This is a genomic window from Azospirillum sp. OGB3, from assembly GCF_014192915.1.
Taxonomy (GTDB): domain Bacteria; phylum Pseudomonadota; class Alphaproteobacteria; order Azospirillales; family Azospirillaceae; genus Azospirillum.
On record NZ_JACHYN010000004.1, the window covers coordinates 380,821 to 403,903 of the forward strand.

Consider the following 23,083-nt stretch of genomic DNA (forward strand, 5'->3'; position numbering starts at 1 on the left):
TACGGTCAGGGGCGGCAGGCGACGTGCAGCCCCTTGCCCACCGGGACGATGGTGGAGCCGAAGCCGGGCAGGGCGTCCACCGCCGCGATGTAGCCGGCGATCTCCTGCGGATGGGACAGGGCGTTGTCGGCCAGCAGCAGGCAATCCGGCTCCAGCTTCGGCAGCAGAAGGCGAAGCTGCTCCGGGGCGCTCCAGCGGTCGGCATCGAAGAACACACAGTCGAAGGGGCCGTCCAGCCCGGCCACCGTCTCCGTCGCGTCGCCGACCAGCAGGTTGACGCGGCTGGCCAGCCCGGCGCGCTCCAGGTTGGTGGCGGCCTGCGCGCTCTTGCCCGGATCGCGCTCGATGCTGGTCAGCGGCTCGGTGGCGCCGATGGCCTGCAACGCCGCGGCGAGCCACAGGGTGCTGACGCCGTTGGAGGTGCCGATTTCCAGCACCCGGCGGCGGCGCCCGCTGCGGACCAGGATGTGAAGAAGCTCCGCCGTCTCGCGTTCCAGATTCAGCATCTTGCGGGCACGGTCGTCCTCGCGCGCGTCGTTGTCGCGGCCATAATTCTCAAGATCGCGGAGCACGCGGTCGACGGCGTCATCCAGCAGCATGGCGTTGGTCCCGGTGGCGGAGGTCAGGGAAAAGACCCTGCGCCGATTGTGGCCGTGGGGTCAAGAGCGTGCGGTCAACAAGCGGCGGTCAATGGGAAGCCCCCTCCCGCACGGCGGCGGGAAGGGGCTTCGCGGTCGGAGCGGTCAGGCCGCTTGGTTGAGCTGCTCGGCGCGTTGCGGGGCGATCTTCAGGCGGGTGGCGAGGTAGGTGAGATAGGCGCGTTCCGCCTCATGCTCGCGGTCCACCGCCATCAGCGAGGCCAGATAGACCTGCTCCGCCATGTCCGGGTCGGTGACGGAGCGGACCAGCGAATCGAGCGACTGCGGCTGGGACAGCTCCTGCTCCACGACCCGCCGTTCCTCCGGCCCGCCGCCGGCCTCGTCCAGGGCGGACATGACGCGCTGGCGCTCGGCCGGGGAAATCTCACCGTCGGCGTTGGCGGCGGCGATCATGGCGCGGATCAGCAGCAGGGCGTGCTGGTCCTCCATCGCGAGTTCGGGAAAGGCGCCCTCGCCGGCCCCCTCCGGGGCGGTGTCGGGCGGGGGAGCGGTGCGCTGCTGGAAGACCTGGGACAGCCGCTCGCCCAGCGACCCGCCGCCGGAAGCGCCGGCCCCGCCGAGGATGCCGCTGAGGATGCCCCCCGGCGTGTTGCCCGAACCGGACGGCGGCGCCCCCCACGGGCTGGTACCCGGCTGCCCGGAACTGGCCGGCGCCTGACCGGAGGAAGGCTGCCCCGACGGAGGCATATTCTGCTGCCGCTCCTGATAGGCGCGGTAGGCGAGGTAAGCCAGCGCGCCCAGCCCGGCCATGGGGCCGACGCCCATGCCGCTGCGGGCGTGCATCGCCGATCCTGAGCCCATCCCTGACCGGTTCAGGATCGACCCCAGATCCTGCGGGCTCCTGCGGCTGTGCCCTCCCATGCCGGTCGCCAGAAGGGTGCCGAGGATGTTCTGAAGATTCGCCATGACGCGCCTCTCTCCTAATCGGTGTCCGTGTCGATGCAGCTTCGCGCCTCATCAACAGGCGGAAGGGCTTGGCGTCACGGCACAGCTATCGGTGCCGATGATGGGCCATACCCGCCGATCCATCTCCTATGACGGACTCTATGCCGGAGGTAGAGTGGCTTTCGAACAGGCTGTGTAGGACACCGACTTCCGCTATCGTGGCGCGCATCAGAGCGCAGCAAGCGCCGACGCCCGCCGGTCGGCGGGTGGCATTTTGGAGGAGACGCCCATGACCTTCGACCGGACCGCGGAACCGCCCCCGCCGGACTTGTCACCGACGCCGTTCGCTCCGCCGTTGCCGGCCCCGGCCTACGGGTCGCTGTGGAACGACTATCTTCACCGCCTGCTGGGCACCGCGCACGGCTGCGTCGCCGCGAACGACGACGAATCCGATCCGGAGCCCGCCTGCTGCTGCGCCGCCGGATGATGCCGTGACGCCGTGATCGGGAGCGGTCGGGTGCCCGTCAGCGGGCGCCCGCCGCCTCGATGATCACCGCCGCCACCGCGTCGGGCCGGGAGGCGTGCGGGATGTGGCTGGTCCCGACCTCGACCGTCCGCGCGCCGATGCGCTCGGCGGTCGCCCGCAGGAAGGCCGGGGGAAGCATCCGGTCCTCGCCGGCGACGATGTACCAGGACGGCTTGTGCTCCCACGCCGCGGCGGTCACCCGCGTGCGGAAGCAGCCGGCATGGACCGGCCCCTGCGTCGCGGCCAGCAGCGCCGCCTCCGCCGCCGGCACGTCCTGGGCGAAGTTCGCCGCCAGGCTCTCCGCCGACAAATGCAGATAGCCGGCGCGGTCCATCGACACGCTGGACAGGCCGGGCGAGGGCGGGAAGGGCTTCAGCGTGTCGTTCGGCGACTGGCCGATCCCTGGCGCGAAGGCCGCCACATAGACCAGCGCCTTCACCTTGTCCTGATTCCCGATCTGGGTGATCACCGCCCCGCCCCACGAGTGGCCGACCAGCACCACCGGTCCCTTGGCGCGGTCGATGGCGCGCTGGACATGGGCGACGTCCTCATCCAGCGAGGTCAGTGGATTCTGCACCGCGATCGCCTCCAGCCCCTGGGCCTGGAGCAGGGGAATCACGCGGCTCCAGGCGGAGCCGTCCGCGAAGGCGCCGTGGACGAGGATGACGGAAGTGGCGACCGGGTCCATGGACCGATTCCCGTGACAGTGACCGACCCTATCCTCTGAGCACGGGCGCGCCCGCCTGTCCAGTGCGGAGGCTGCGCTTTTCCTCCCTGCGGAAAAGCCGCCCGGGCTTTGGGGCGAAGGATGTCTTGCTGCGGAGCGGGATGAAAATTTCGCGAAATGGCCCTTGAAGCTAAGATTATTCTGGGATACGGTATACCAACAGTGAGGCGGGGCGATTGTCCGCTCCTTCCGCCAAGCCAGTCCGTCCGTATCGCCAGCCCGAGCCCTTGAGGTGAGCCATGGTCAAGACCCTTTCCGCCGTCCGTCCCGGAAGCCGCCCGAACGCCCTCCGCGGCGCCGACGATGCCGCTCCCGCCGGCGTCGTGGTCGCCCTGCGCCCCGATCATCGGCAGCGCGCCGCGGTGCTGGCGGCGACCACCGGCGGGCGCGGCCCGCGCATGGACATGCTGACGATCACCCACAGCCGCGGCGCGGCGGAGGATCGCGGGGCGGAACTCATCCACATCGACGGTCCTTACGCGGACGTTCTGGCCTACATCGCCGACTCGCCGGAGTGCGTGGTCTGCTTCGACACGCTGCACGGTGGCATGGCCCGCGCGCAACTGTCCGTGCCCTGACATCGTCCGTGCCCTTGCCGGGCGCCGGGTCCTGCTGCTGGAGAGCGAACCGATGAACGAGTGTGTGAAGACGCCCTTTTCCGGGCAGGAACTGGCCTCCGCAATCATTGCGGCGGCGCTGTCGCTTCCGTCGGCCAACGGGCGGCTCCATTTGCCCAGCGGCGCTTTTCTCTGCGACCCTGCGGCACTGGAGCGGGAATTCATGGCGGCGGCGCAGGAACTGTCCCACTGGTTGGCGCAGAACGACCAGCGCATCGCCGAGGCCGCGCGGGCCAGCCGGCTGAAGATCGCGGCCGGGGTCATCCGGGCCGCCGTGGCAACGCTGGAGCACGCCGAACGGCGCTGCAGTGACCTGCGCGACCGCGGCGAGCGGGCGCTGTCCATCGACTTCAGCGCCGTATACGACCGGGTTCAGGAGCGTCCGGGCCTGCTCGCCCAGACGGTGGCCGCCGCTGCGGCCGGCCACGTCGTCCACGCCGTCGCCGCCTGAGGGCTGTGGCGGCTGAGGAGCGGGCGTTACAGCAGGGTGTGTTCGACCAGGATCTTGGTGCCGATGGCGAGCAGACCGAGGCCGCCGATCAGCTCGGCGCGGCGGCCGAGCAGCGGGCCGGCGGCCCGGCCCAACAGGACGCCGCCGAAGCCCATCAGGAAGGTGACCACGCCGATCAGGCTGGCGGTCACCGCGATGTTCACGTCCGCCATGGCGAGGCCGACCCCCACCGCGCTGGCGTCGATGCTGGTCGCCACCGCCACGGTCAGCAGGGCCAGCCAGCCGGAGCGGGTGGCCGCCGCCTCGTCGTCCTCTTCCCCGGCCAGCGCGTTGCGGATCATCGAGCCGCCGATCAGCAGCAGCAGGCCGAAGGCGATCCAGTGGTCGATCGCCTGGACGAATCCGGCGAAGGCCGAACCCACCGCCCAGCCGATGGAGGCCATCGACAGCTGGCAGAGGCCGAAGGCGAAGCCGACCCGCAACGCCTCGGACAGGCCCGGGCGCTTCTGAACGGCGCCACGGCCCAGCGCCGCGGCGAAGCTGTCCATGGAAAGGCTGACGGCGAGGACGAGGGAGGTGGCACCGAACATGGCAACAGGCTCCGGCCAAACGGACACGACAGCACGGCTACCCCCGGTTGGCCTTCGGGAGCGTCCGCACCATCGGTCTTGCCGAACCGGCCGGACGCTGTCCGGCTGCCGCGCGCGCCACGGGACCGCCTGAGGCAGGATGTCCCGAGTCTGTTGGCGCGCGCCCCTCTCGCTGGAGGGTGGCTACTCCCCAATGACGAGGCGGACCCTAACGCCGGAGAGTCTGGGTGTCAATCTATATGAACAGCTGTTCATATATATTTGAATCGCTCTAAAAAGGCATGCGCCGCGCCCCGCCGTCGGCGGGCCATGGTGCGGTGCGGAACGATTTGTTAAGAGCCTCTGACGCTTTTATGCCGCTGTGGTTCGTTGGGGTACGAGCCGCTCGGAATCAAAGGTCATCATTGGGGGCGGGGGTTCGCCATGGGGTTGCTGACGGGGGTCGGCTCGCTGTCGCTTTCGGGCAAGACGGTGTCGCTGTGTGTCGGTGGGCTGGCAGTGTTGACGAGCGCCACCTTCGCTGTCAACGAAACGTTGTTGAGCCGCTATGCGGAGCGCATGGCCGTCGAGCGGCAGGAAACGAACATGCGCGTCGCCTGGGACGTGCTGAACCAGTACGGCCGCGACATCAGCGTCCGCGATGGCGCGTTGTACGCCGGCGATCGGGCGCTGAACGGCTTCTTCGAGCCGGTGGACCGGGTGAAGACGCTGGTCGGCGGCACCGCCACCCTGTTCATGGGCGACACGCGTGTCGCCACCAACGTCCAGAAGCCGGACGGCGGGCGCGCCGTCGGCACCAAGCTGGCCAAGGGGCCGGTCTATGACGCCGTGCTGGTCCGGGGCGAGCCGTACCGCGGGCAGGCCGACATCCTGGGCGTTCCCTTCTACACCGCCTACGATCCGATCAAGGACCGCTCGGGCAAGGTGGTCGGGGTGCTCTATGTCGGCGTGCCGAGAGCGGAGTTCTTCGCCCCGATCCGCGACACCCAGACGATGATCGGCGGGCTGGGCGCCGTGGTGACGCTTTTGGTGGCCGGCGGTGTCCTGCTGCTGTCGCGGCGCATCTTCCGCCCGCTGACCGAGATGCGCGGCGCCATGGAGCGGCTGGCGACGGGGACCCTGTCGGTCGAGGTCCCGGCGCTGGGCCGCAAGGACGAGATCGGCGGCATGGCCCGGGCGCTCAGCGTCTTCAAGGAGAACGCGCAACGGGTTGCCCGGCTCGACGCCGCACAGGCGGAGGAGCGCGCCCGCGCCGAGCGTGACCGCCGCGACGCGCTGGACGCGGTCGCCCGCAACTTCGACGAGACGATGCTGAGCGTCGTCGAGACGCTGAGCGCCACCACGGCCCAGCTCGAATCCAACGCCCAGCGCCTTCATGGCATCGCCGAAAGCAGCAGCGGGCGGGCCGCCGCGGTCAGCGGTGCTGCGGGCGAGGCCAGCGACGACGTGCGGACCGTGGCCGGCGCCACCGAGGAACTGACGGCCTCCATCGTCGAGGTGTCGCGCCAGATCGACGAGTCCTCCCGCATGGTCCGCAACGCGGTGGAGGAGGTGGAGCGCACCAACCACACGGTCGAAGGACTCGCCGCCGCTGCCGGCAAGATCGGGGAGGTGGTGACCCTGATCCAGAGCATCGCCGCGCAGACCAACCTGCTGGCCTTGAACGCCACCATCGAGGCGGCGCGGGCGGGGGAGGCCGGCAAGGGCTTCGCCGTCGTCGCCAACGAGGTGAAGGGGCTCGCCAACCAGACCGCCCGCGCCACCGAGGAGATCGCCCAGCAAGTCGCGGAGATCCAGGCGGTGACGGGCAGCGCGGTGACGGCCATCGGCGGCATCGGACGCACGGTGATCGCGGTCAACGATCTAATCGGCCACATCGCCGAGTCCGCCGATCGCCAGAACGCCACCACCGGCGAGATCGCCCGCAGCGTCCAGCGCGCCGCCGACCGCACGTCGGAGGTGACCCACAAAGTCCGCGACGTGTCGGCCTCCGCCCACGAGACCGGCACCATGGCGTCGGAGGTGCGCTGCGCCGCCGCCGATCTCGGCCGGCAGGCGCTGGCCCTGCGCGCGCAGGCCGGCGCGTTCCTCGATCAGATCCGTTCGGCCTGAAGGAAGGGGCCTGCCCGTGTTCCGCAACCCGCGTTCGCTGCTGTTCATCTTCTTCTTCGCGTCGCTGGCGGCGTTGCTGGTTTTCAGCGGCGACCCGCCGGACGGCGGGCGGACCGACGCGAACCGGGAGTTCCTGGCGGCCTGCGAGGCCAGCCCTTTCGCCGCGCAGAACACCGGCTCCACCGAGGCGGCGGTGCGGGTGTGTTCCTGCATCCTGTCCTGGCACCGCAAGGAGGGCGAGGCCACCGGCCGGCCGCTTCCCGCCGCGCTCTATGGCGGAGAGGGTGCGGCCGGCGGCGCGGCGGCGGCGGTGGACGAGCGGGCGCGGGCCTCCTGCCTGTCCGGGCGCGTGACGCCCTGATTGGCCAAGGCCTGCATTTTTGAGAATCGTCCGCAGGACGGTGCGGCCGGGGCTTTTCCTTCGGCCCTGCCGCACCCATCCTATGGCGCTATGAGCACGCACGACACCCGCAATCCCTGCACGAAACTGTGCCGCTACGACGCGGCGGACCGCTGCATGGGCTGCTTCCGCACGCGCGCAGAGGTGAGGCACTGGAAACGCCTGCCGGACGAGACGAAGGCGGCGATCAACGCCCGCATCGCCGCTCGCGGCGGCACCGTCTCCAAGAAGGATGGCAAGCGCGCGAAGAAGCTCGACAAGAAAATCCGCAAGCTTGAGGCTAAGCTCGCCACCCTGCGCGCCCGCCGGTCGGACCTTGAGGAGACGGTGGTCAAAGCGGCGGAGTGAACGCCGCCTCACCCGATCCCGGCATGCCGTTCCACGTACAGCAGCAGGGCGGGATAATAGTGCCTTTGTGAAACCGTCAGCTCCTGGCAGTAACGGCGGGCCATGCCGTTGGAAAGCCAAGCATCAAGCTCGCCGCTCTCGCGCTTCTGGGCGATAACACGGTCGATCTTGTCCATGATCTTGTGGATCACGTCCGTTCCTTTTCCGGTGTTGTTTTGCGGTGGAGGGGATGGCGCCGCAGTAGGGGCGCCATCGATTGCCCGTTCAATATGAACCTCGGGGCGGCGGTGAGCTGCGCATTATGGACATGCCTGCGTACCGCACTGCACAAAAGTATGTTCGCGCCATCGGTCCCCGGCGCGGGTCAGCCCTTCGCAGGCGTTCGTTGACCGGCTTCCTGGCGCCGCCCCATTCTGCGTGCCGAAGCAAGAGAACGGGAGGACGTGCGGTGAGGGGTGGCGGCGGACCGCCGCGCCGCCGCAGCCATCATCATGACCGCCATCGCCATGACCGAACGCCGTGCGGAGCTGGACGGCGCCGCTTCCGCCACGCTGGTTCTGCTCTGCCTGCTCTGGGGCCTGCAGCAGGTCGCCATCAAGGTCGCCATGACCGGATTCTCGCCGGTGCTCCAGGGTGGGTTGCGCTCGCTGGGGGCGCTGGTGCTGCTGTGGGCCTGGGCGGCGCTGCGCGGCATGCGGCTGTTCGAGCGGGACGGCACGCTGGGGCTGGGCCTGTTGGCCGGGCTGCTGTTCGCCGGGGAGTTCCTGCTGGTCTATGCCGGGCTGTCCTACACCACGGTGTCGCGCAGCATCCTGTTCCTCTACACCGCCCCCTTCCTGGTGTCGGTCGGCGCGCATCTGCTGCTGCCGGGTGAACGGATGCGCGGCGTCCAGGCGGCCGGGCTGGCCTGCGCCTTCGTCGGGGTGGCGGTGGCCTTCGCCGACGGGCTGCGCCTGCCGACGAACCGCGAGATGATCGGCGACCTGATGGTGCTGGCGGCGGCGGTGCTGTGGGCGGCCACCACGTTGGTGATCAAGGGCAGCAAGCTGGTCCGCGCCAGCTCGACCAAGGTGCTGTTCTACCAGCTCGCCGTCTCCGGGGCGGTGATGCCGGTGGCCTCGCTTCTGATGGGAGAGGCGGGGGTGACGGCGCCCGGCCCGCTGGCGCTCGCCTGCCTCGCCTTCCAGATCGTCGTGGTGGCCTTCGCCTCGTATCTGGCCTGGTTCTGGCTGGTCGCCCGCTACCCGGCGGCCCGCCTGTCGGCCTTCACCTTTCTGACACCGCTGTTCGGCGTGCTGTCCGGCGCCCTGCTGCTGGGCGAGCGGGTCAGCGTGAGTCTCGCCGCGGCGATGCTGCTGGTTTGCGCCGGCATCTGGCTGGTGAACCGCCGCACCCCCGCCGCGAGCGCTTAGAAAGACGGGAACCGGCCCGGCCGCCATCGGTTGGCTCTGCTGTCCCAGCACAAGCAGCGGAGCCGGTTTCATCATGGATTTGAACGGAAAAGTCGCCCTCATCACCGGGGCCGGGTCAGGCATCGGCAAGGCGTCCGCCACCCTGTTCGCCAGCGCCGGGGCGAGCGTCGGCGTGCTCAGCCGCACCGAGGACGAGATCCGCAAGACGGCGGAGGAGATCACCGCGGCGGGCGGCAAGGCGATTCCCCTGATCGCCGACGTCGCCGACAGCGAGGCGGTGAAGCGGGCGGTGGACCGGCTGGTCCAGGAGTACGGACGGCTGGACATCGTCTTTGCCAACGCCGGCATCAACGGCGTCTGGGCGCCCATCGACGAACTGACGCCGGAGGAGTGGGATCGCACGATCAACATCAACCTGCGCGGCACCTACCTGACGCTGCACCACGCGGTGCCGCATCTGAAGAAGGCGGGCGGCGGGTCGGTGCTGGTGACCGCCTCGATCAACGGCACGCGGGTGTTCAGCAACGCCGGCGCGACCGCCTATTCCTGCACCAAGGCGGCGCAGGTCGCCATGGTCCAGATGCTGGCGCTGGAGCTGGCCAAGCACCGCATCCGCGTCAACGCCATCTGTCCGGGCATGATCGACACCGCGATCCAGGACAACACCCAGGCGCGCAACACCGAAGAAGCCGAGGAGGCCGCCGAATATCCCGACGGCGAGATCCCGCTGACCCGCGGCAAGCCGGGCAGCAGCGCCGACGTGGCGGAACTGGCGCTGTTCCTGGCGTCGGACCGCTCGAAGCACATCACCGGCACGCCCGTCTGGATCGACGGCGCCGAGTCCCTGCTGATCGGCTGAGGACCCGCTCATGGCGGACGGCTTTATGGCGGACGGCTTCGCGTGGTGGCAGAGCGGGGTGATCTATCAGGTCTACCCGCGCTCCTTCCAGGATTCGAACGGCGACGGGGTGGGAGACCTGCCGGGCATCCTCGCCCGGCTCGATCATCTCCAGGCGCTCGGGGTGGACGCGCTGTGGGTGTCCCCGATCTACCCGTCGCCGATGGCCGATTTCGGTTACGACGTGTCGGACTACACGGGCGTCCACCCGCTGTTCGGGACGATGGAGGATTTCGACCGGCTGCTGGCGGAGTTGCACCGCCGGGGCATGAGGCTGATCCTGGATTTCGTGCCCAACCACAGCTCCGACCGGCACCCGTGGTTCCAGGCCAGCCGCTCGTCGCGCGACGACCCGAAGCGCGATTGGTACATCTGGCGCGACCCGGCTCCGGACGGCGGCCCCCCCAACAACTGGTTGTCGGAGTTCGGCGGCGGCGCCTGGGAATGGGACGCGGCGACCGGCCAGTACTATTACCACGCCTATCTGAAGGAGCAGCCGGACCTCAACTGGCGCAACCCGGCGCTGCGCGAGGCCATGCTGGACGCGCTGCGCGTCTGGCTCGACCGCGGGGTGGACGGCTTCCGGGTGGACGCCATCCACCATCTGATCAAGGACGCGCAATTCCGCGACAACCCGCCCAATCCCGGCTGGCGGGAGGGCATGTCGCCGGTCCGCCGGCTAATCCGCCTCCACACCGTCGACCAGCCGGAGGTGCACGACGCCATCGCCGCCATGCGCCGCGTGGCGGATGAATACGGCCCCGACCGGCTGCTAATCGGCGAGGCCTATCTGCCCATCGACCAGCTCATGGCCTATTACGGCGCCGACCTGACGGGCTTCCAGCTTCCCTTCAATTTCCATCTGCTGTCCACCCCGTGGGAGGCCAAGGCGCTGGCCGCGCTGATCCGCACCTACGAGGCCGCCCTGCCGCCCGGCGGCTGGCCGAACTGGGTGCTCGGCAACCACGACCGCTCCCGCGTGGCGAGCCGGCTGGGGCGGGGCCAAGCGCGGGTGGCGGCCATGCTGCTGCTGACCCTGCGTGGCACGCCGACGCTCTACCAAGGCGACGAGATCGGGATGACCGACGTGAACATCCCGCCGGACCGCGTGCAGGACCCCTGGGAGAAGAACATTCCCGGCCTGGGGCTGGGCCGTGATCCGGTGCGCACGCCGATCCCCTGGGACGGCGGTCCGCAAGGCGGCTTCACGACGGGTGAGCCCTGGCTGCCGCTTGGCCCTGACCATGACCGGGTGAACGTCGCGGCGCAGGCGGCCGACCCGTCCTCCATGCTGGCGCTGCACCGCGCCCTTCTGGCCCTGCGGCGGGCGGAACCCGCCTTGTCGGTCGGGCGCTACGAGCCGGTGTCGGCGGAGAACGACGTCCTGATGTATGAGCGCCACCATGGAAGCGACCGCTTCCGCATCCTGCTGAACCTGTCGGGGGCGGAGCGAATGGTGGACGCGTTGCCCGAGGCTGCCCATATCCGGCTGTCCACCCATCTCGACCGTGGTGGGGAGCCGGTGTCCGGCGTCCTGCGCCTGCGGCCCGACGAGGGGGTGGTGATCGGTTTCGACGACAAGGGAAAGGGTGGGGAATGAGCGGGGACGTGAAGAACAACGCGGCCAGGAACCGGTATGAGCTGACCGTGGGCGACGCCACCGCGGTGGTGGAGTACGAAAAGCGCGACGGGGCCATCGTCTTCACCCATACGGAGGTTCCGGAAAGCATGGCCGGGCAGGGCGTTGGCTCCGCGCTGGCGCGCGGCGCGCTGGAGGACGCGCGCTCCAGCGGGCAGAAGGTTGTGCCGGTCTGCCCCTTCGTGGCCAAATACATCCAGCGCCACCCCGAATACCAGGATCTGGTCGTCGCGGAGGGCGGACCATCGACGTGAGGCGATTGCCGTGACGCGGATTTTCCTGGCCGCCGGGCTGCTGACCCTTCTGCCGGCGGTGGGATCGGCCGCCACGCTGGAACTGGACTTCGCCGCCTATGGCGGCGGCGTCTCCCTGGCGCGCGGCAGCGTTGTGCTGACCGAGGAGGCGGAGGACGGTGCCAGCCGCTACCGGGCGGCCCTGGAGGCGGAGGCGGTGCCTTGGCTCGGCCTCTTCACCAATTTCCGCTACCACGCCGAATCCGCCGGACGGCTGGAGGCCGGCGCCGCCCAGCCGGACCACTTCCGTGGCGAGCGCCGTCTGCGCCGCAAGCAGGACATCATGACGCTGACCTTCGGCCCCGACGGGGTCGATGTGACGGCCGACCCGCCGCTCAGCCCGGACAAGGCGGCGCGCGTGCCGCCGGACAGCCGCCGCGGCAGCATCGATCCGTTGAGCGCCGGGGCGGCGGTGATCCTGACCGCCAGCCGGGCTGGCGGCTGCGGCGGACGCTACCCCGTCTATGACGGGCGTCGCCGCTACGACATCATCATGACGCCGCAGGGCAAAGGCGACCTGCCGTCGTCGCGCTACCGCATCGCCACGGGAACGGCGGAGGTCTGCGCGGTCACGGTCCGCCCGGTGGCCGGCTTCCAGGGCGACCGCGACCGGGACCGCTTCTTCGCCGAGGGGGTCGAGCGCAAGGCGACCGTATGGTTCGCCCGCGCGCCGGAGAGCGGGCGCGTCGTCCCCGTGACGGTGGAGGTGCCGACCGACTCCATGACGGTGCTGGTCCACACCGTCGGCGTGAAGGCCGGGTCTTAATCCGGGTTACGGATTGGCGGCGAGGCGCCACTGGCCGTCGTCGCCGCGGCAGGCGGTGCCGGTGGCGGACTCCTGACGGCCGTCGATGGTCACCTTGTGCTGGAATTCCTTGCACTCCCGCCCGGCGGAATCGCGCCCGGCGCGGATCGGGGTGATGGTGCCGCCGGTGTTGGCGCTGTCCGGGCTGTTCCAGCGGATGGTCTGACCGACCGGCGCGTCGAGCGCGCGGGTCTCCGCGCTCTGCGCCGCGTCGCGGCTGCCAGGGCTCAGCTGTTCCATCAGATAGCCGCCGGCGAAGTAGCCGAGCAGGCCGCCGGCGCCGATGGCCAGCAGGTTGCCCGAGCCCTTGCCGATCTGCGACCCGGCGAGCGCCCCGACGGCGGCGCCGCCCAGCTTGCCCAGCAGGTCGTTGTCGATGCCGAAGGTGGTGTTGTTACCGCCGTTGCCCAGCGGGCCGCCCTGCGGGTTGGTCTGGGTCGGCGCGCCGTAGCCGCCCTGGGTGAACACCTGCGCTGCGGCGGGTGCGGCGGTCAGGGGCAGGGCGACGGACAGACCGAGGCAAAGGACCGAGGCGAAGCGAATCCCGGACTGACGGACAACAGGCACGTCGGCTACTCCTTTATTGCAACGCGACCGTCATCTGAACACCACGGCCCCGCTCACGGTTGGGGCAAATGGGCGACAACGGCCTTTAAGGAAATTGGCAACCGTCAGGCGCTCTTCAACGCCGGACAGCTGTTCGCTGCGGTGGCGTCGAGCGCCTTGCGGACGGCGCGGGCAAGGTCGCGGTCGCGGTAGGGCTTGATCAGGAACTCGGCGCCCGGCCCATCCCCCGTCAGCCCTCCGGCCACACCATGGGCGTAGCCGGAGGCATAGAGCGTCTTCAGGGCGGGATGGCGACGCTGCGCCTCCTGGGCCAGCTCCAGCCCGTTCATGCCGCCGGGCATTACCACGTCGGTGAAGAGCAGGTCCACCCGCGGCTCCCCGGCCAGCACAGCCAGCGCCTCCGGCCCGTTCTCAGCCTCGACCACGCTGTAGCCGAGATCCTGAAGGGTCAGCACGGCGACCTGACGCACGTCGCGGTCATCGTCCACCACCAGGATCACCTCGCCCCGGCCGGGCAGGGGGCCATTGTCCTCGGCGTCCTCGCACGCCTTCGCCTGACGGGCGGCCACGGGAGCGCAGGGCAGATGGAGGTGGAAGGAGGTGCCGCGACCCGGCTCGCTCTCCACCCGGATCAGCCCGCCCGACTGTTTCACGAAGCCGTGGATCATGCTCAGCCCCAGGCCGGTACCCTTGCCGATCTCCTTGGTGGTGAAGAAGGGTTCGAAGGCTCGGGCCAGCACTTCCGGCGGCATGCCGCAGCCGGTGTCGGTCACGGTCATCCGCACGTAGCGTCCGGGGCGCAGTTCCGCGTCGCCCTCCCCGGCTTCCACCATCGCGGTGGCGATGGTCAGCGTGCCACCCGACGGCATGGCGTCGCGCGCGTTGATGACAAGGTTCAGCAGGGCCGATTCCGCCTGCGTGCGGTCGACCAGCGCCGGGCACAGGGACGGCGCGCTGTCGATCTCGACAGTGATCGCCGAGCCGAGCGTCCGCTCCATCAGCTCGCCCATGTTGCGGACCAGCGCCTCCATGTCCACACTCTCGGGGTGGAGCTGCTGGCGCCGCGCGAAGGCAAGCAGGCGGCGCGTCAGGTCGGAGCAGCGCAACGACGCCTGCAGAGCCATGTCCACCCGCCGCGCCGCTTTGGGGTCGTCGAAGGCCATGCGGCCCAGCCGCTCCAGGCTGCCGATGACCACGGTCAGCATGTTGTTGAAGTCGTGGGCGATGCCCCCGGTCAACTGGCCGATGGTCTCCATCTTCTGGACGTGGGCGAGCTGGAGTTGAAGCTCCCGCGTGTCGGTGACGTCGAGCACCGTGCCGCAGAGTTCCGGCGGCCGGCCCTCCTCGCCCGGCAGCAGCATGGCCTTCTCCAAGAGCGTCCGGTACTGCCCGTCGGCGGCGCGCCAGCGGTACTCGACCGTGGACACGCCGCCCTGCCGCATCGCCTCGAACTGGATGGCGGCGCGCTCGCGGTCGTCCGGGTGCAGGCGCGATTCCCAGAAGCCTCCATCCGTCAGGAAACGCTCGGCGGGAAAGCCGAACAGCGCCTCGACATTCTCGGTGACGTAGCGGAAGGGCGTGCCGCGCTCCGGCCCGGCGGTGTAGAGGAGGATCGGCAGGGAGCGGGCGATCATCGCCTGCCGCTCCTCCGACCGGCGCAGCGCCTGCTCGGCCTCCAGCTTCTCGGCGCGCACGCGGTAGTTCTCGGCCATCAGCCGCTCGCGCAGGGCGGCTTGGCGCTTGACCTCCTCGGTCTTGCGGTACAGCTCGACGAAGACGGTGACCTTGCTGCGCAGGATGACCGGGTCCACCGGCTTGAACATGTAGTCGACCGCCCCCGCGGAATAGCCGCGGAAGATGTGCATCTCGTCCTTGTTGATGGCGGTCAGGAACAGGATGGGGATGTGACGTGATTTGCGGCGGTTGCGGATCAGCTCCGCCGTCTCGTAGCCGTCCATGCCGGGCATGTGGACGTCCATCAGGATCGCCGCGAAATCCTGGTCGAGAATACGCTTCAGCGCCTCCTCGCCGGAGCGGGCGAGGACCACCGTGGCGTCGAGGTCGGCCAGGGTCTCCCGCATCGCCAGCAGGTTTCTCGCATCGTCGTCCACGACGAGCACGCGGACCTCCGGCGGCGGCAGGCCGGCGTCATCGATCTCGGCGAAACTGGCGGGCATCTGGGTGTGGGGCATCGGCTTCTCCTCACTCCCGTCCGGGGTTGCGGCCGTCGTCCTGCCGGCGTCCGGCCCAGACCCGCAGCAGCGACAGCAGGTGATCGATGTCCACCGGCTTGGCGAGATAGTCGGTCGCCCCCGCCTCGATGCACTTCTCGCGGTCGCCCTTCATCGCCTTGGCGGTGACGGCGATCACCGGAAGGCCGCGCCCGGCTGCCGTTGCGCGGATTTCCCGGATGGTCTGGTAGCCGTCCATCAGCGGCATCATGATGTCCACCAGCGCCACGTCGAGATCGGGGTGCGCCTTCAGCAGCTCCAGCCCCTCCGGCCCGCTCTCGGCGTGCAGCACCGTCATGTCGTGAGCCTCCAGGACACTGGCGAGCGAGAAGATGTTGCGGAAATCGTCGTCCACGATCAGCGCCTTGCGCCCCGCCAGCACCGGGTCGCGCTGGCGGATCTGGTCGAGCGCGGTGCGCTTGTCGTCGGGCAGCCGGTCCACCGCGCGGTGCAGGAACAGCGCCGTCTCGTCCAGCAGCGAGTCCGCGGAATGGACGCTGCGCAGCACCACCGTCTCGGCCAGCCGGCGCAGACGCGCCTCGTCTTCCGGCGCGATCGCGTCGCTGACATAGGCGACGACTGGCATCCAGGCGGTGGAATCGCGGGTGCGCAGGCTGTCGATCAGCTCGAAATCGCTGGGCTGCGGGATCGTCAGGTCGAGCACCATGCAGTCGAACCGCTCCTGCGCCAGCAGGGCGCGGGCGGCCTCGGCGGAGGTCACGGTGCTGATGGCGATGTCGTCCTCGCCCTTGTCGTGGTCGATCAAGCCGGCGATGCCGCCGGTCTCCGGGTTTGGAACCTTTTCGACGATCAGCAGCCGGCGCTGATGGCGTTCCACGAAGCCCTTGACCTTGGCGAGGGCGGCGAAAATCGCCTCGCGGTCGGCCGGCTTCTCGGTGTAGTCGAAAGCGCCCATGGCGAGGCCGCGGCGCCGCTCCTCCTTGGCGGAGATGACGTGGACCGGGATGTGGCGGGTGTGCGGGTCGCGCTTCAGCAGGTCGAGCAGCGCCCAGCCGTCGATGTCCGGCAGGCCGATGTCCAGCATCACCGCGTCCGGACGGTATTTGCGCGCCATCGGCATGGCCGGGCTTCCGGCGTGGGAGAGGATCGCCTTGAAGCCCTTTTCCCGCGCCAGATCGACCAGGATCGAGGCGAACTTCACGTCGTCCTCGACGATCAGAACCACCGGATCGCCGGGGCGGATGCGCTCGCGGTCGTCGGCGACGGGGGGATGCTGCGGCAGCGCCAGCCGCTCCTCCGGCCCCGGCACCACGATGGGCCGTGTCGGCGTCGGGAAGGGGGCCAGCTTCGGTGCCGGGTCGCCGTAGCGGGCGACGTCGAACTCCATCGGCACGTAGAGCGTGAAGGCGCTGCCCGCCCCGGACTCGCTCTGCACGCGGATCTCGCCGCCCAGCAGGCGGGCGATCTCGCGGCTGATCGATAGGCCGAGGCCGGTGCCGCCGTATTTGCGGCTGGTTGTGCCGTCGGCCTGCTGGAACGCCTCGAAGATGATGCGCTGCTTGTTCTCGGGGATGCCGATGCCGGTGTCGACGACGGTAAAGGCCAGCACCCCCTCCGCCGCGTTCAGCACGGGGTGGGCCGCACTCCAGCCATCGCCGGCCAGCCCGACGCGGAAGGTGACGCCGCCGGTCTCGGTGAACTTGAAGGCGTTGGACAGCAGGTTGTTCAGCACCTGCTCCAGCCGCTTCTGGTCGGTCTGGATAGCCGCGGGCAGCGGCTGGGTCATGTCAATGTCGAAGCGCAGACCCTTCTCCTCGGCGAGCTGGGCGAAGGTGCGCTCGACATGGCCGCGCAGGTCGTCGAGCACCACCGCGCCGATCTCCAGCGTCACCGTGCCGGACTCGATCTTCGACAGGTCCAGGATGTCGTTGATGAGGTTCAGCAGGTCGGACCCCGCCGCGTTGATCGTGCGGGCGAACTCCACCTGCCGGGGAGTCAGGTTGTGGTCGCCGTTGTCCGACAGCAGCTTGGACAGGATCAGCAGGCTGTTCAGCGGGGTGCGCAGCTCGTGGCTCATGTTCGCCAGGAACTGGGACTTGTATTTGGAGGTGAGGGAAAGCTGCTCCGCCTTCTCCTCCAGCGCCTCGTTGGTCTGGCGCAGCTTTTCCTGCTGGGCCATCAGCAGCTCCTCCGACTGGCGGAGCGAGGCGGCCTGATGCTCCAGCCGCTCGTTGGTGGTCTTCAACTCCTCCTGCTGGCTCTGCAGCTCGGCGGTCAGGCGCTGCGACTGCTTGAGCAGCCCTTCGGTCCGCATGTTGGTGGCGATGGTGTTGAGGACGATCCCGATGCTTTCCGTCAGCTGCTCCAGGAAGGTGCGGTGCGTCTCGCTGAAATGGCCGAAGGAGGCCAGCTCCAGCACGGCGTTCACCTCGTTCTCGAACAGCACGGGCAGGACGATGATGTTCAGCGGCGCCGCCTCGCCGAGGCCGGAGCTGATGCGCACATAGTCCTTCGGCACGTTGGTCAGCAGGATCGGCTTCTTCTCGTGGGCGCACTGGCCGACGAGACCCTGCTTCAGCGTGAAGCGGGTGCCCAGCCCGTCGCGTTCCTTCAGGGCGTAGCTGGCGACCAGATCGAGGACCGGCTCGTCGCCCTCGCGGCTGGTGACGTAGAAGACGCCGTGCTGGGCGTTCACCAGCGGCGCGATCTCCGACAGGATCATGTTGGTGACGGTGACCAGATCGCGCTCACCCTGGAGCATGCGGGTGAATTTGGCGATGTTGGTCTTCAGCCAGTCCTGTTCCGCGTTCTTCTGCGTCGTGTCGCGCAGGTTGCGGATCATCTCGTTGATGTTGTCCTTCAGCGACGCCACCTCGCCCGACGCCTCGACGGCGATGGAGCGGGTGAGGTCGCCCTTGGTCACCGCGGTCGCCACTTCGGCGATGGCGCGCACCTGGGTGGTCAGGTTGGCGGCGAGCTGGTTCACGTTGTCGGTCAGGTCGCCCCAGACGCCGGTGGCGCCGGGCACCTTGGCCTGACCGCCCAGCTTGCCCTCGATGCCGACCTCGCGCGCCACGTTGGTGACCTGATCGGCGAAGATGGCCAGCGTCTCGATCACGCCGTTGATGGTGTCGGCCAGCGCCGCGATCTCGCCGCGCGCCGCCACGGTCAGCTTGCGCTTCAGGTTGCCCTCGGCGACCGCCGTCACGACCTCGGCGATGCCGCGCACCTGACCAGTCAGGTTGGCGGCCATCATGTTGACGTTGTCGGTAAGGTCCTTCCAGGTGCCGGCGACACCCTTCACCTGGGCCTGACCGCCCAGCTTGCCCTCGGTGCCGACCTCGCGGGCGACGCGGGTGACTTCCGAGGCGAAGCTGTTGAGCTGGTCGACCATCGTGTTGATGGTGTCCTTCAGCTCCAGGATTTCGCCCTTCACGTCGACGGTGATCTTGCGCGACAGGTCGCCGTTGGCCACCGCCGTGGTCACGTCGGCGATGTTGCGGACCTGATTGGTCAGGTTGCCGGTCAGCAGGTTGACGTTGTCGGTGAGGTCCTTCCAGGTGCCGGCAACACCCTTCACCTGGGCCTGACCGCCGAGCTTGCCCTCGCTGCCGACCTCGCGGGCGACGCGGGTGACTTCCGAAGCGAAGCTGTTGAGCTGGTCGACCATCGTGTTGATGGTGTCCTTCAGCTCGCGGATTTCGCCCTTCACGTCCACCGTGATCTTGCGCGACAGGTCGCCCTTCGCCACCGCCGTGGTGACCTCCGCGATGTTGCGGACCTGGCTGGTCAGGTTGGTCGCCATCGCATTGACGTTGTCGGTGAGATCCTTCCAGGTGCCGGCCACACCCTTCACCTGGGCCTGACCGCCCAGCTTGCCTTCGGTGCCGACCTCGCGCGCCACGCGGGTGACTTCCGAGGCGAAGCTGTTGAGCTGGTCGACCATCGTGTTGATGGTGTCCTTCAGCTCACGGATTTCGCCCTTCACGTCCACGGTGATCTTGCGCGACAGGTCGCCGTTGGCCACCGCCGTGGTCACGTCGGCGATGTTGCGGACCTGATTGGTCAGGTTGCCGGTCAGCAGGTTGACGTTGTCGGTGAGGTCCTTCCAGGTGCCGGCAACACCCTTCACCTGGGCCTGACCGCCGAGCTTGCCCTCGCTGCCGACCTCGCGGGCGACGCGGGTGACTTCCGAGGCGAAGCTGTTGAGCTGGTCGACCATCGTGTTGATGGTGTCCTTGAGCTCGCGGATCTCGCCCTTCACGTCCACGGTGATCTTGCGCGACAGGTCGCCCTTCGCCACCGCCGTGGTGACGTCGGCGATGTTGCGGACCTGGGCCGTCAGATTGGCGGCCATCAGGTTGACGTTGTCGGTGAGATCCTTCCAGGTGCCGGCGACGTCCTTCACCTGGGCCTGCTCGCCCAGCTTGCCCTCGATGCCAACCTCGCGCGCCACCCGCGTCAGCTCCGCCGTCACGGTGACGAGCTGCTCGACCATCCGGTTGACCGTCCGGGCGGTCTGGAGGAAGTCGCCCTGGAGCGGACGCCCGTCGACCTCCAGCGGCATCGACTGCGACAGGTCGCCCTTGGCGACGGCGCCGATGACGCGGGCCATCTCGCGGGTCGGCTGGGTCAGGTCGGCAACCATGGCGTTGACGCTGTCCACGCAGACGCCCCAGCCGCCCGAGGCGGTGGGCAGGCGGACGCGCTGGCCGATGCGCCCCTCCTTGCCGATGGCGACGCTGACCCGGCCGACGTCCTCCACCAGGGCTTCGTTCATCTCCACCACGTCGTTGAAGGCGGCGGCGATCTCGCCGTCCAGCCCGTCCAGGTCGAGCGGCAGGCGTACGGAGAAGTCGCCCTTGCGGAACTGGCGCAGCGCGCGCAGGAGAAGCTGAGGGGAAAGCCGGTCGTGAGCGTCCGTCATCGTCATGACGCGATGGTCCCTAAGAAGTCCAGGCCTGTGTCTTGGAAGTCCCCTCGCGCCGGGTCGGCGGCGCGCCCGGTGGAACGCCGGAATGGCCGCGCGCCGGAGCGGCGCAGCCATGGGACGGCAAGCGGACGGCGGTGGGGGCTAATGCCGGGGGGCGGCGTTGTTCAGGAGGGTCTTCAACTGGCGCTCGTCGTAAGGCTTCTGGATGAAGCCGTGCGGGCCGGCGGCGCGGGCGCGCTCCAGCAGGACGGGGTCGCTGGCCCCGGACATGAAGATGCTGCCCACGGCGAAGCGCTCGCGCAGAGCCTGCGCGGTCTCGATGCCATCCTGCGGGCCGGCGAGGCCGATGTCCACCAGGGCCAGGGCGGGGCGCTCCCGCTCCGCGATCTTCAGCGCGTCGGCGGCGTTGGCGGCGACGCCGCAGACCTCGTAGGACAACTCCTCCAGCATATCGGTCAAGTACATGGCGACGATCGTCTCATCCTCGACGACCAGGACCCGGACGGGGGTGGCTGCGGCGGGTGCGGTCCCGTCCGCCCCGGCCCGTGGTGACCTGTTGATCGGGTTGGTCATCCCTTATCCCTCTTGTCGTTCTGCCGGCTGCGGTGCCGGAACGGCGTCGACGAAGCGCGCCTCCCGTCCGCCGCCGGAACCCGAGCGGAGGCGTCGGATACCGGCGAAGCTGACCGGGACGAGTAGCACGGAGGGGTGAGGCAATTAAGGGAGAAAAGGTCAAATACCCCCAACAGGTTATACCCAGTGGGGTGACTGCACTCCAAAAGAGAGCAAGCGTATTCCTTAAATTCAATATGGAATAGCGCGAATCTGGTGCGATTGGGCCGCTTTTGCTTTGCGCTGATTGGATTGTATGGCGCGAACGCGTGGCTGTCGTGCAGCGGTGTGCAGGTTTCTTAACAATTTTGCAAGTAATTTTACGTGTAAGCTTGCCAATATCCACGAGGCGGGCGTGGAGTCGACCTTAGGGGTGCTGGGAAGCGGGATGAGCGGTACCCCGACAGGCGGGCCGGGCGATGGGACAGACCTGAGCCTGGAGGATCTCGCGCAGGCCATCAGAGCCCACCGGCTTTATCTGGCGGCGCGTCCGAATGGCCTGCGTCTCCAATTGAAAGCGGCGGACCTGACCGGCTTCGACCTGTCGGGGCTTGTCCTGTCGGACGCCATCCTGACCGGAGCGAATTTCCGGCGCAGCGTTCTCCAGCGCTGCAACTTCGACGGGGCGGACCTGTTCGGCGCCAGCTTCGTGTCCGCCGACCTGCGGGAGGCCTCGCTGGTCGGGGCGGACATGCGCGGGGCGAACTTCACCAAGGCGTGCCTGCGCAACACACTGTTCGAGCGGGCGGACCTCCGCCCTGGCCAACTCGTGCTGTGGAAGGACCGGCGCAAGGCTCGGCAGGAGGCGGCGCTGCGCGAAGCTGTGCTGGTCAACGCGAACTTCACCGACTCCGATCTGACCGGCGCCAACCTGACCCGGGCCAACCTGGAAGGCGCGGATTTCAGCAACGCCACCCTGTTCGGCGCCAATCTCAGCGGTGCCGATCTGCGCGGTGCCGATTTCAGCATGGCGAAGCTGAAGGGCGCGATCCTGAACAACGCCTCGGTCGCCGGGGCCACCTTCCAGGGCGCGGACCTGCGCGACGCCGAACTGCGCAACGTCGCCATGGCCACCGCCGACTGGGCGGAGGCGCGGATGATGGGCGCCATCTACCACCGCAACCAGTCCGACTTCCCGCCGGAAATCCGGGAGGGGCTGGACGGCCATGTCCGCTGGATCAACAGCAACGGCAAGCAGGGCAAGCGGTTTGACGTGTCGGACGGGGCTTTCGTCGGAACGGATTTCGACGGCTGCGACTTGAGCGGGGCGATCTTCCGCAACTGCGATTTCACGCGGGCGAGCTTCCGCGACAGCAAGCTGCAGATCGTCCAGTTTCCCGGTTGCCGCATGCGCGAGGCCTGTTTCGAGAATTCGGAACTGTCCGGCGCCAGCTTCGAAGGCTGCGACCTGACCCGCGCCATGATGCGCAACGCGGTGATGCGCGCCATCGAGCTTCTGGCGGCGGACGGCCAATCCACCGGACGCATGTGGCCAACCAATCTGCGCAACGCCCAGCTTGCCGACAGCGACATCCGGGGCGCCGACCTGCGGGGGGCGCGGCTGACCGGGGCGGACCTGACCAACTGCAATCTGTCGGGCGCCGACCTGCGCGACACCGACATCGAGAAGGCCAACACCACCGGAACGACGCTGGTCCATTGCCGGTTGAAGTGACCGTAGATTTTAATCCCGAAAAATTTTCGCAAAGAGTCGGGCATTTTGTCGCAGGGCGTCCTCTCCGCCCACTCCCGGCATTGTGCATGTCAGCATCGCGGGATTAAAACGCCGGCCGACGTGGCGGCTGGTTTCCCAAGCCGCTTGTCATGATCGAGGCCAAGTAACGGAGCGGCAACCGCCGCGCGCCGATGCGACGAATATTGATTGTGGCGAAGCGAAGAACGCAGGACATCCTGCGGGCCTTGGGTGGCCGTGCCTGTCTTTCGGGCATTGGAAATCGAGGATAGTGCAATGAAGCGTAGTGTTGCCGTTCTGGCCTTCGGCCTGTTCGCCGCCCTTCCCGGAATCGCCTCGGCGCAGGACGCCGATGCGGGCGAGAAGGTGTTCAACCAGTGCAAGGCCTGCCACACCATCGAGGCTGGCGGTCCCAACCGCGTCGGCCCGAACCTGCACGGCGTCGTCGGTCGGCCGTTGGGCTCCATCGAGAGCTTCAAGTATTCCGACGCGATGAAGGGCACCGGCCTGACCTGGGACGAGGCCAACCTCGACAAGTACCTGACCGATCCGAAGGGCACCGTTCCCGGCAACAAGATGGCCTTCGCCGGCGTGAAGAACGAGCAGGCCCGCAAGGACCTGATCGCCTTCCTCAAGAAGAACAGCTGACACGTCCGCAGGACGGCGCTGCGTGACCGGGAGGGGCATCGGTCCCTCCCGCGACCGGCCCCGGCCGCAAGGCCAC

At 68.8% G+C, this 23,083-nt stretch carries 22 protein-coding genes and 1 riboswitch; of the genes, 13 read left to right on the plus strand and 9 right to left on the minus strand.

The annotated features are described in order from the left end of the window. Positions 1 to 5: 5 nt before the first annotated feature. Positions 6 to 599, minus strand: a complete 594-nt coding sequence (locus tag FHW79_RS11945; protein ID WP_183179112.1) for a class I SAM-dependent methyltransferase — start codon at positions 597 to 599, stop codon at positions 6 to 8. 144 nt (positions 600 to 743) lie between these two features. After that, a complete protein-coding gene (locus FHW79_RS11950; RefSeq protein ID WP_183179113.1) occupies positions 744 to 1,565 on the minus strand; it encodes a tellurite resistance TerB family protein in 822 nt (273 codons plus the stop codon). Between the two features lie 268 nt (positions 1,566 to 1,833). Here FHW79_RS11950 and FHW79_RS11955 point away from each other — a divergent pair, with 268 nt between their 5' ends. Continuing rightward, positions 1,834 to 2,031 carry a hypothetical protein gene (locus tag FHW79_RS11955; protein WP_183179114.1) on the plus strand — a complete coding sequence of 66 codons (198 nt, stop codon included), beginning with the start codon at positions 1,834 to 1,836 and terminating at the stop codon, positions 2,029 to 2,031. 37 nt (positions 2,032 to 2,068) lie between these two features. Here the strand turns inward: FHW79_RS11955 and FHW79_RS11960 are convergent, their stop codons facing one another. Then, a complete protein-coding gene (locus FHW79_RS11960) occupies positions 2,069 to 2,758 on the minus strand; it encodes an alpha/beta hydrolase (protein ID WP_183179115.1) in 690 nt (229 codons plus the stop codon). 278 nt (positions 2,759 to 3,036) lie between these two features. Between FHW79_RS11960 and FHW79_RS11965 the strand changes: the two genes are divergently transcribed. Together FHW79_RS11965 and FHW79_RS11970 are read left to right on the plus strand one after the other, a co-directional pair. Continuing rightward, positions 3,037 to 3,375, plus strand: coding sequence for a hypothetical protein (locus tag FHW79_RS11965; RefSeq protein WP_183179116.1), 339 nt, complete (start codon positions 3,037 to 3,039; stop codon positions 3,373 to 3,375). 52 nt (positions 3,376 to 3,427) lie between these two features. Further along, a complete protein-coding gene (locus FHW79_RS11970; protein ID WP_183179117.1) occupies positions 3,428 to 3,865 on the plus strand; it encodes a hypothetical protein in 438 nt (145 codons plus the stop codon). A gap of 26 nt (positions 3,866 to 3,891) precedes the next feature. On the opposite strand, the gene FHW79_RS11975 is transcribed toward FHW79_RS11970, so the two are convergent. Continuing rightward, a complete protein-coding gene (locus FHW79_RS11975) occupies positions 3,892 to 4,455 on the minus strand; it encodes a manganese efflux pump MntP family protein (RefSeq protein WP_183179118.1) in 564 nt (187 codons plus the stop codon). Positions 4,456 to 4,458: 3 nt separating this feature from the next. Beyond that, positions 4,459 to 4,659, minus strand: a riboswitch (yybP-ykoY riboswitch). A gap of 219 nt (positions 4,660 to 4,878) precedes the next feature. On the opposite strand from FHW79_RS11975, the gene FHW79_RS11980 reads away from it, so the two are divergent. Genes FHW79_RS11980 through FHW79_RS11990 form a run of 3 tightly spaced genes read left to right on the plus strand, consistent with a single transcriptional unit; the run spans position 4,879 to position 7,315 of the window. Beyond that, positions 4,879 to 6,567: a cache domain-containing protein gene (locus tag FHW79_RS11980; RefSeq protein WP_247884311.1), complete on the plus strand. Its 1,689-nt coding sequence runs from the start codon at positions 4,879 to 4,881 to the stop codon at positions 6,565 to 6,567. Between the two features lie 16 nt (positions 6,568 to 6,583). Beyond that, the gene (locus tag FHW79_RS11985) at positions 6,584 to 6,928 is read left to right on the plus strand and encodes a hypothetical protein (protein ID WP_183179119.1); all 345 of its coding nucleotides are present in this window, start codon (positions 6,584 to 6,586) and stop codon (positions 6,926 to 6,928) included. Continuing rightward, positions 6,929 to 7,315: a DUF1289 domain-containing protein gene (locus tag FHW79_RS11990; RefSeq protein ID WP_247884312.1), complete on the plus strand. Its 387-nt coding sequence runs from the start codon at positions 6,929 to 6,931 to the stop codon at positions 7,313 to 7,315. 8 nt (positions 7,316 to 7,323) lie between these two features. On the opposite strand, the gene FHW79_RS11995 is transcribed toward FHW79_RS11990, so the two are convergent. After that, positions 7,324 to 7,506 carry a hypothetical protein gene (locus FHW79_RS11995; RefSeq protein WP_183179120.1) on the minus strand — a complete coding sequence of 61 codons (183 nt, stop codon included), beginning with the start codon at positions 7,504 to 7,506 and terminating at the stop codon, positions 7,324 to 7,326. A 264-nt stretch (positions 7,507 to 7,770) separates the two neighbouring features. Between FHW79_RS11995 and FHW79_RS12000 the strand changes: the two genes are divergently transcribed. From FHW79_RS12000 to FHW79_RS12020, 5 genes are all read left to right on the plus strand, one after another. Beyond that, on the plus strand, positions 7,771 to 8,727 hold the full coding sequence (locus FHW79_RS12000; RefSeq protein ID WP_348984122.1) for a DMT family transporter: 957 nt from the start codon (positions 7,771 to 7,773) through the stop codon (positions 8,725 to 8,727). Positions 8,728 to 8,800: 73 nt separating this feature from the next. Beyond that, positions 8,801 to 9,586 carry an SDR family NAD(P)-dependent oxidoreductase gene (locus FHW79_RS12005; protein ID WP_183179121.1) on the plus strand — a complete coding sequence of 262 codons (786 nt, stop codon included), beginning with the start codon at positions 8,801 to 8,803 and terminating at the stop codon, positions 9,584 to 9,586. 10 nt (positions 9,587 to 9,596) lie between these two features. Further along, positions 9,597 to 11,225, plus strand: coding sequence for an alpha-amylase family glycosyl hydrolase (locus FHW79_RS12010; protein ID WP_247884313.1), 1,629 nt, complete (start codon positions 9,597 to 9,599; stop codon positions 11,223 to 11,225). Next, the gene (locus tag FHW79_RS12015) at positions 11,222 to 11,518 is read left to right on the plus strand and encodes a GNAT family N-acetyltransferase (RefSeq protein WP_035680590.1); all 297 of its coding nucleotides are present in this window, start codon (positions 11,222 to 11,224) and stop codon (positions 11,516 to 11,518) included. Before FHW79_RS12010 ends, FHW79_RS12015 begins: the two co-directional genes overlap by 4 nt. Positions 11,519 to 11,528: 10 nt before the next feature. Further along, positions 11,529 to 12,323, plus strand: coding sequence for a DUF3108 domain-containing protein (locus tag FHW79_RS12020; RefSeq protein WP_183179122.1), 795 nt, complete (start codon positions 11,529 to 11,531; stop codon positions 12,321 to 12,323). Positions 12,324 to 12,329: 6 nt separating this feature from the next. Here the strand turns inward: FHW79_RS12020 and FHW79_RS12025 are convergent, their stop codons facing one another. From FHW79_RS12025 to FHW79_RS12040, 4 genes are all read right to left on the minus strand, one after another. Continuing rightward, the gene (locus FHW79_RS12025) at positions 12,330 to 12,929 is read right to left on the minus strand and encodes an RT0821/Lpp0805 family surface protein (RefSeq protein WP_183179123.1); all 600 of its coding nucleotides are present in this window, start codon (positions 12,927 to 12,929) and stop codon (positions 12,330 to 12,332) included. A gap of 104 nt (positions 12,930 to 13,033) precedes the next feature. Continuing rightward, positions 13,034 to 15,121 carry a response regulator gene (locus FHW79_RS12030; protein ID WP_247884314.1) on the minus strand — a complete coding sequence of 696 codons (2,088 nt, stop codon included), beginning with the start codon at positions 15,119 to 15,121 and terminating at the stop codon, positions 13,034 to 13,036. Between the two features lie 10 nt (positions 15,122 to 15,131). Continuing rightward, positions 15,132 to 20,054: a HAMP domain-containing protein gene (locus FHW79_RS12035; RefSeq protein WP_247884315.1), complete on the minus strand. Its 4,923-nt coding sequence runs from the start codon at positions 20,052 to 20,054 to the stop codon at positions 15,132 to 15,134. Between the two features lie 141 nt (positions 20,055 to 20,195). After that, on the minus strand, positions 20,196 to 20,627 hold the full coding sequence (locus FHW79_RS12040) for a response regulator (RefSeq protein ID WP_183179124.1): 432 nt from the start codon (positions 20,625 to 20,627) through the stop codon (positions 20,196 to 20,198). A gap of 427 nt (positions 20,628 to 21,054) precedes the next feature. Here FHW79_RS12040 and FHW79_RS12045 point away from each other — a divergent pair, with 427 nt between their 5' ends. Together FHW79_RS12045 and FHW79_RS12050 are read left to right on the plus strand one after the other, a co-directional pair. Next, positions 21,055 to 22,341, plus strand: coding sequence for a pentapeptide repeat-containing protein (locus FHW79_RS12045; protein ID WP_183179125.1), 1,287 nt, complete (start codon positions 21,055 to 21,057; stop codon positions 22,339 to 22,341). Between the two features lie 294 nt (positions 22,342 to 22,635). Further along, entirely contained in the window at positions 22,636 to 23,007 is a 372-nt protein-coding gene (locus FHW79_RS12050; protein WP_183179126.1) for a cytochrome c family protein, read from the plus strand. The last annotated feature ends 76 nt before the right edge of the window (positions 23,008 to 23,083 follow it).

Coding starts and splice junctions, on each gene's coding strand:
- FHW79_RS11945 (WP_183179112.1), bottom strand. CDS start 599: ATGCTGCTGGATGACGCCGTCGACCGCGTGCTCCGCGATCTTGAGAAT.
- FHW79_RS11950 (WP_183179113.1), bottom strand. CDS start 1,565: ATGGCGAATCTTCAGAACATCCTCGGCACCCTTCTGGCGACCGGCATG.
- FHW79_RS11955 (WP_183179114.1), top strand. CDS start 1,834: ATGACCTTCGACCGGACCGCGGAACCGCCCCCGCCGGACTTGTCACCG.
- FHW79_RS11960 (WP_183179115.1), bottom strand. CDS start 2,758: ATGGACCCGGTCGCCACTTCCGTCATCCTCGTCCACGGCGCCTTCGCG.
- FHW79_RS11965 (WP_183179116.1), top strand. CDS start 3,037: ATGGTCAAGACCCTTTCCGCCGTCCGTCCCGGAAGCCGCCCGAACGCC.
- FHW79_RS11970 (WP_183179117.1), top strand. CDS start 3,428: ATGAACGAGTGTGTGAAGACGCCCTTTTCCGGGCAGGAACTGGCCTCC.
- FHW79_RS11975 (WP_183179118.1), bottom strand. CDS start 4,455: ATGTTCGGTGCCACCTCCCTCGTCCTCGCCGTCAGCCTTTCCATGGAC.
- FHW79_RS11980 (WP_247884311.1), top strand. CDS start 4,879: ATGGGGTTGCTGACGGGGGTCGGCTCGCTGTCGCTTTCGGGCAAGACG.
- FHW79_RS12005 (WP_183179121.1), top strand. CDS start 8,801: ATGGATTTGAACGGAAAAGTCGCCCTCATCACCGGGGCCGGGTCAGGC.
- FHW79_RS12010 (WP_247884313.1), top strand. CDS start 9,597: ATGGCGGACGGCTTTATGGCGGACGGCTTCGCGTGGTGGCAGAGCGGG.
- FHW79_RS12015 (WP_035680590.1), top strand. CDS start 11,222: ATGAGCGGGGACGTGAAGAACAACGCGGCCAGGAACCGGTATGAGCTG.
- FHW79_RS12030 (WP_247884314.1), bottom strand. CDS start 15,121: ATGCCCCACACCCAGATGCCCGCCAGTTTCGCCGAGATCGATGACGCC.
- FHW79_RS12035 (WP_247884315.1), bottom strand. CDS start 20,054: ATGACGATGACGGACGCTCACGACCGGCTTTCCCCTCAGCTTCTCCTG.
- FHW79_RS12040 (WP_183179124.1), bottom strand. CDS start 20,627: ATGACCAACCCGATCAACAGGTCACCACGGGCCGGGGCGGACGGGACC.
- FHW79_RS12045 (WP_183179125.1), top strand. CDS start 21,055: ATGAGCGGTACCCCGACAGGCGGGCCGGGCGATGGGACAGACCTGAGC.
- FHW79_RS12050 (WP_183179126.1), top strand. CDS start 22,636: ATGAAGCGTAGTGTTGCCGTTCTGGCCTTCGGCCTGTTCGCCGCCCTT.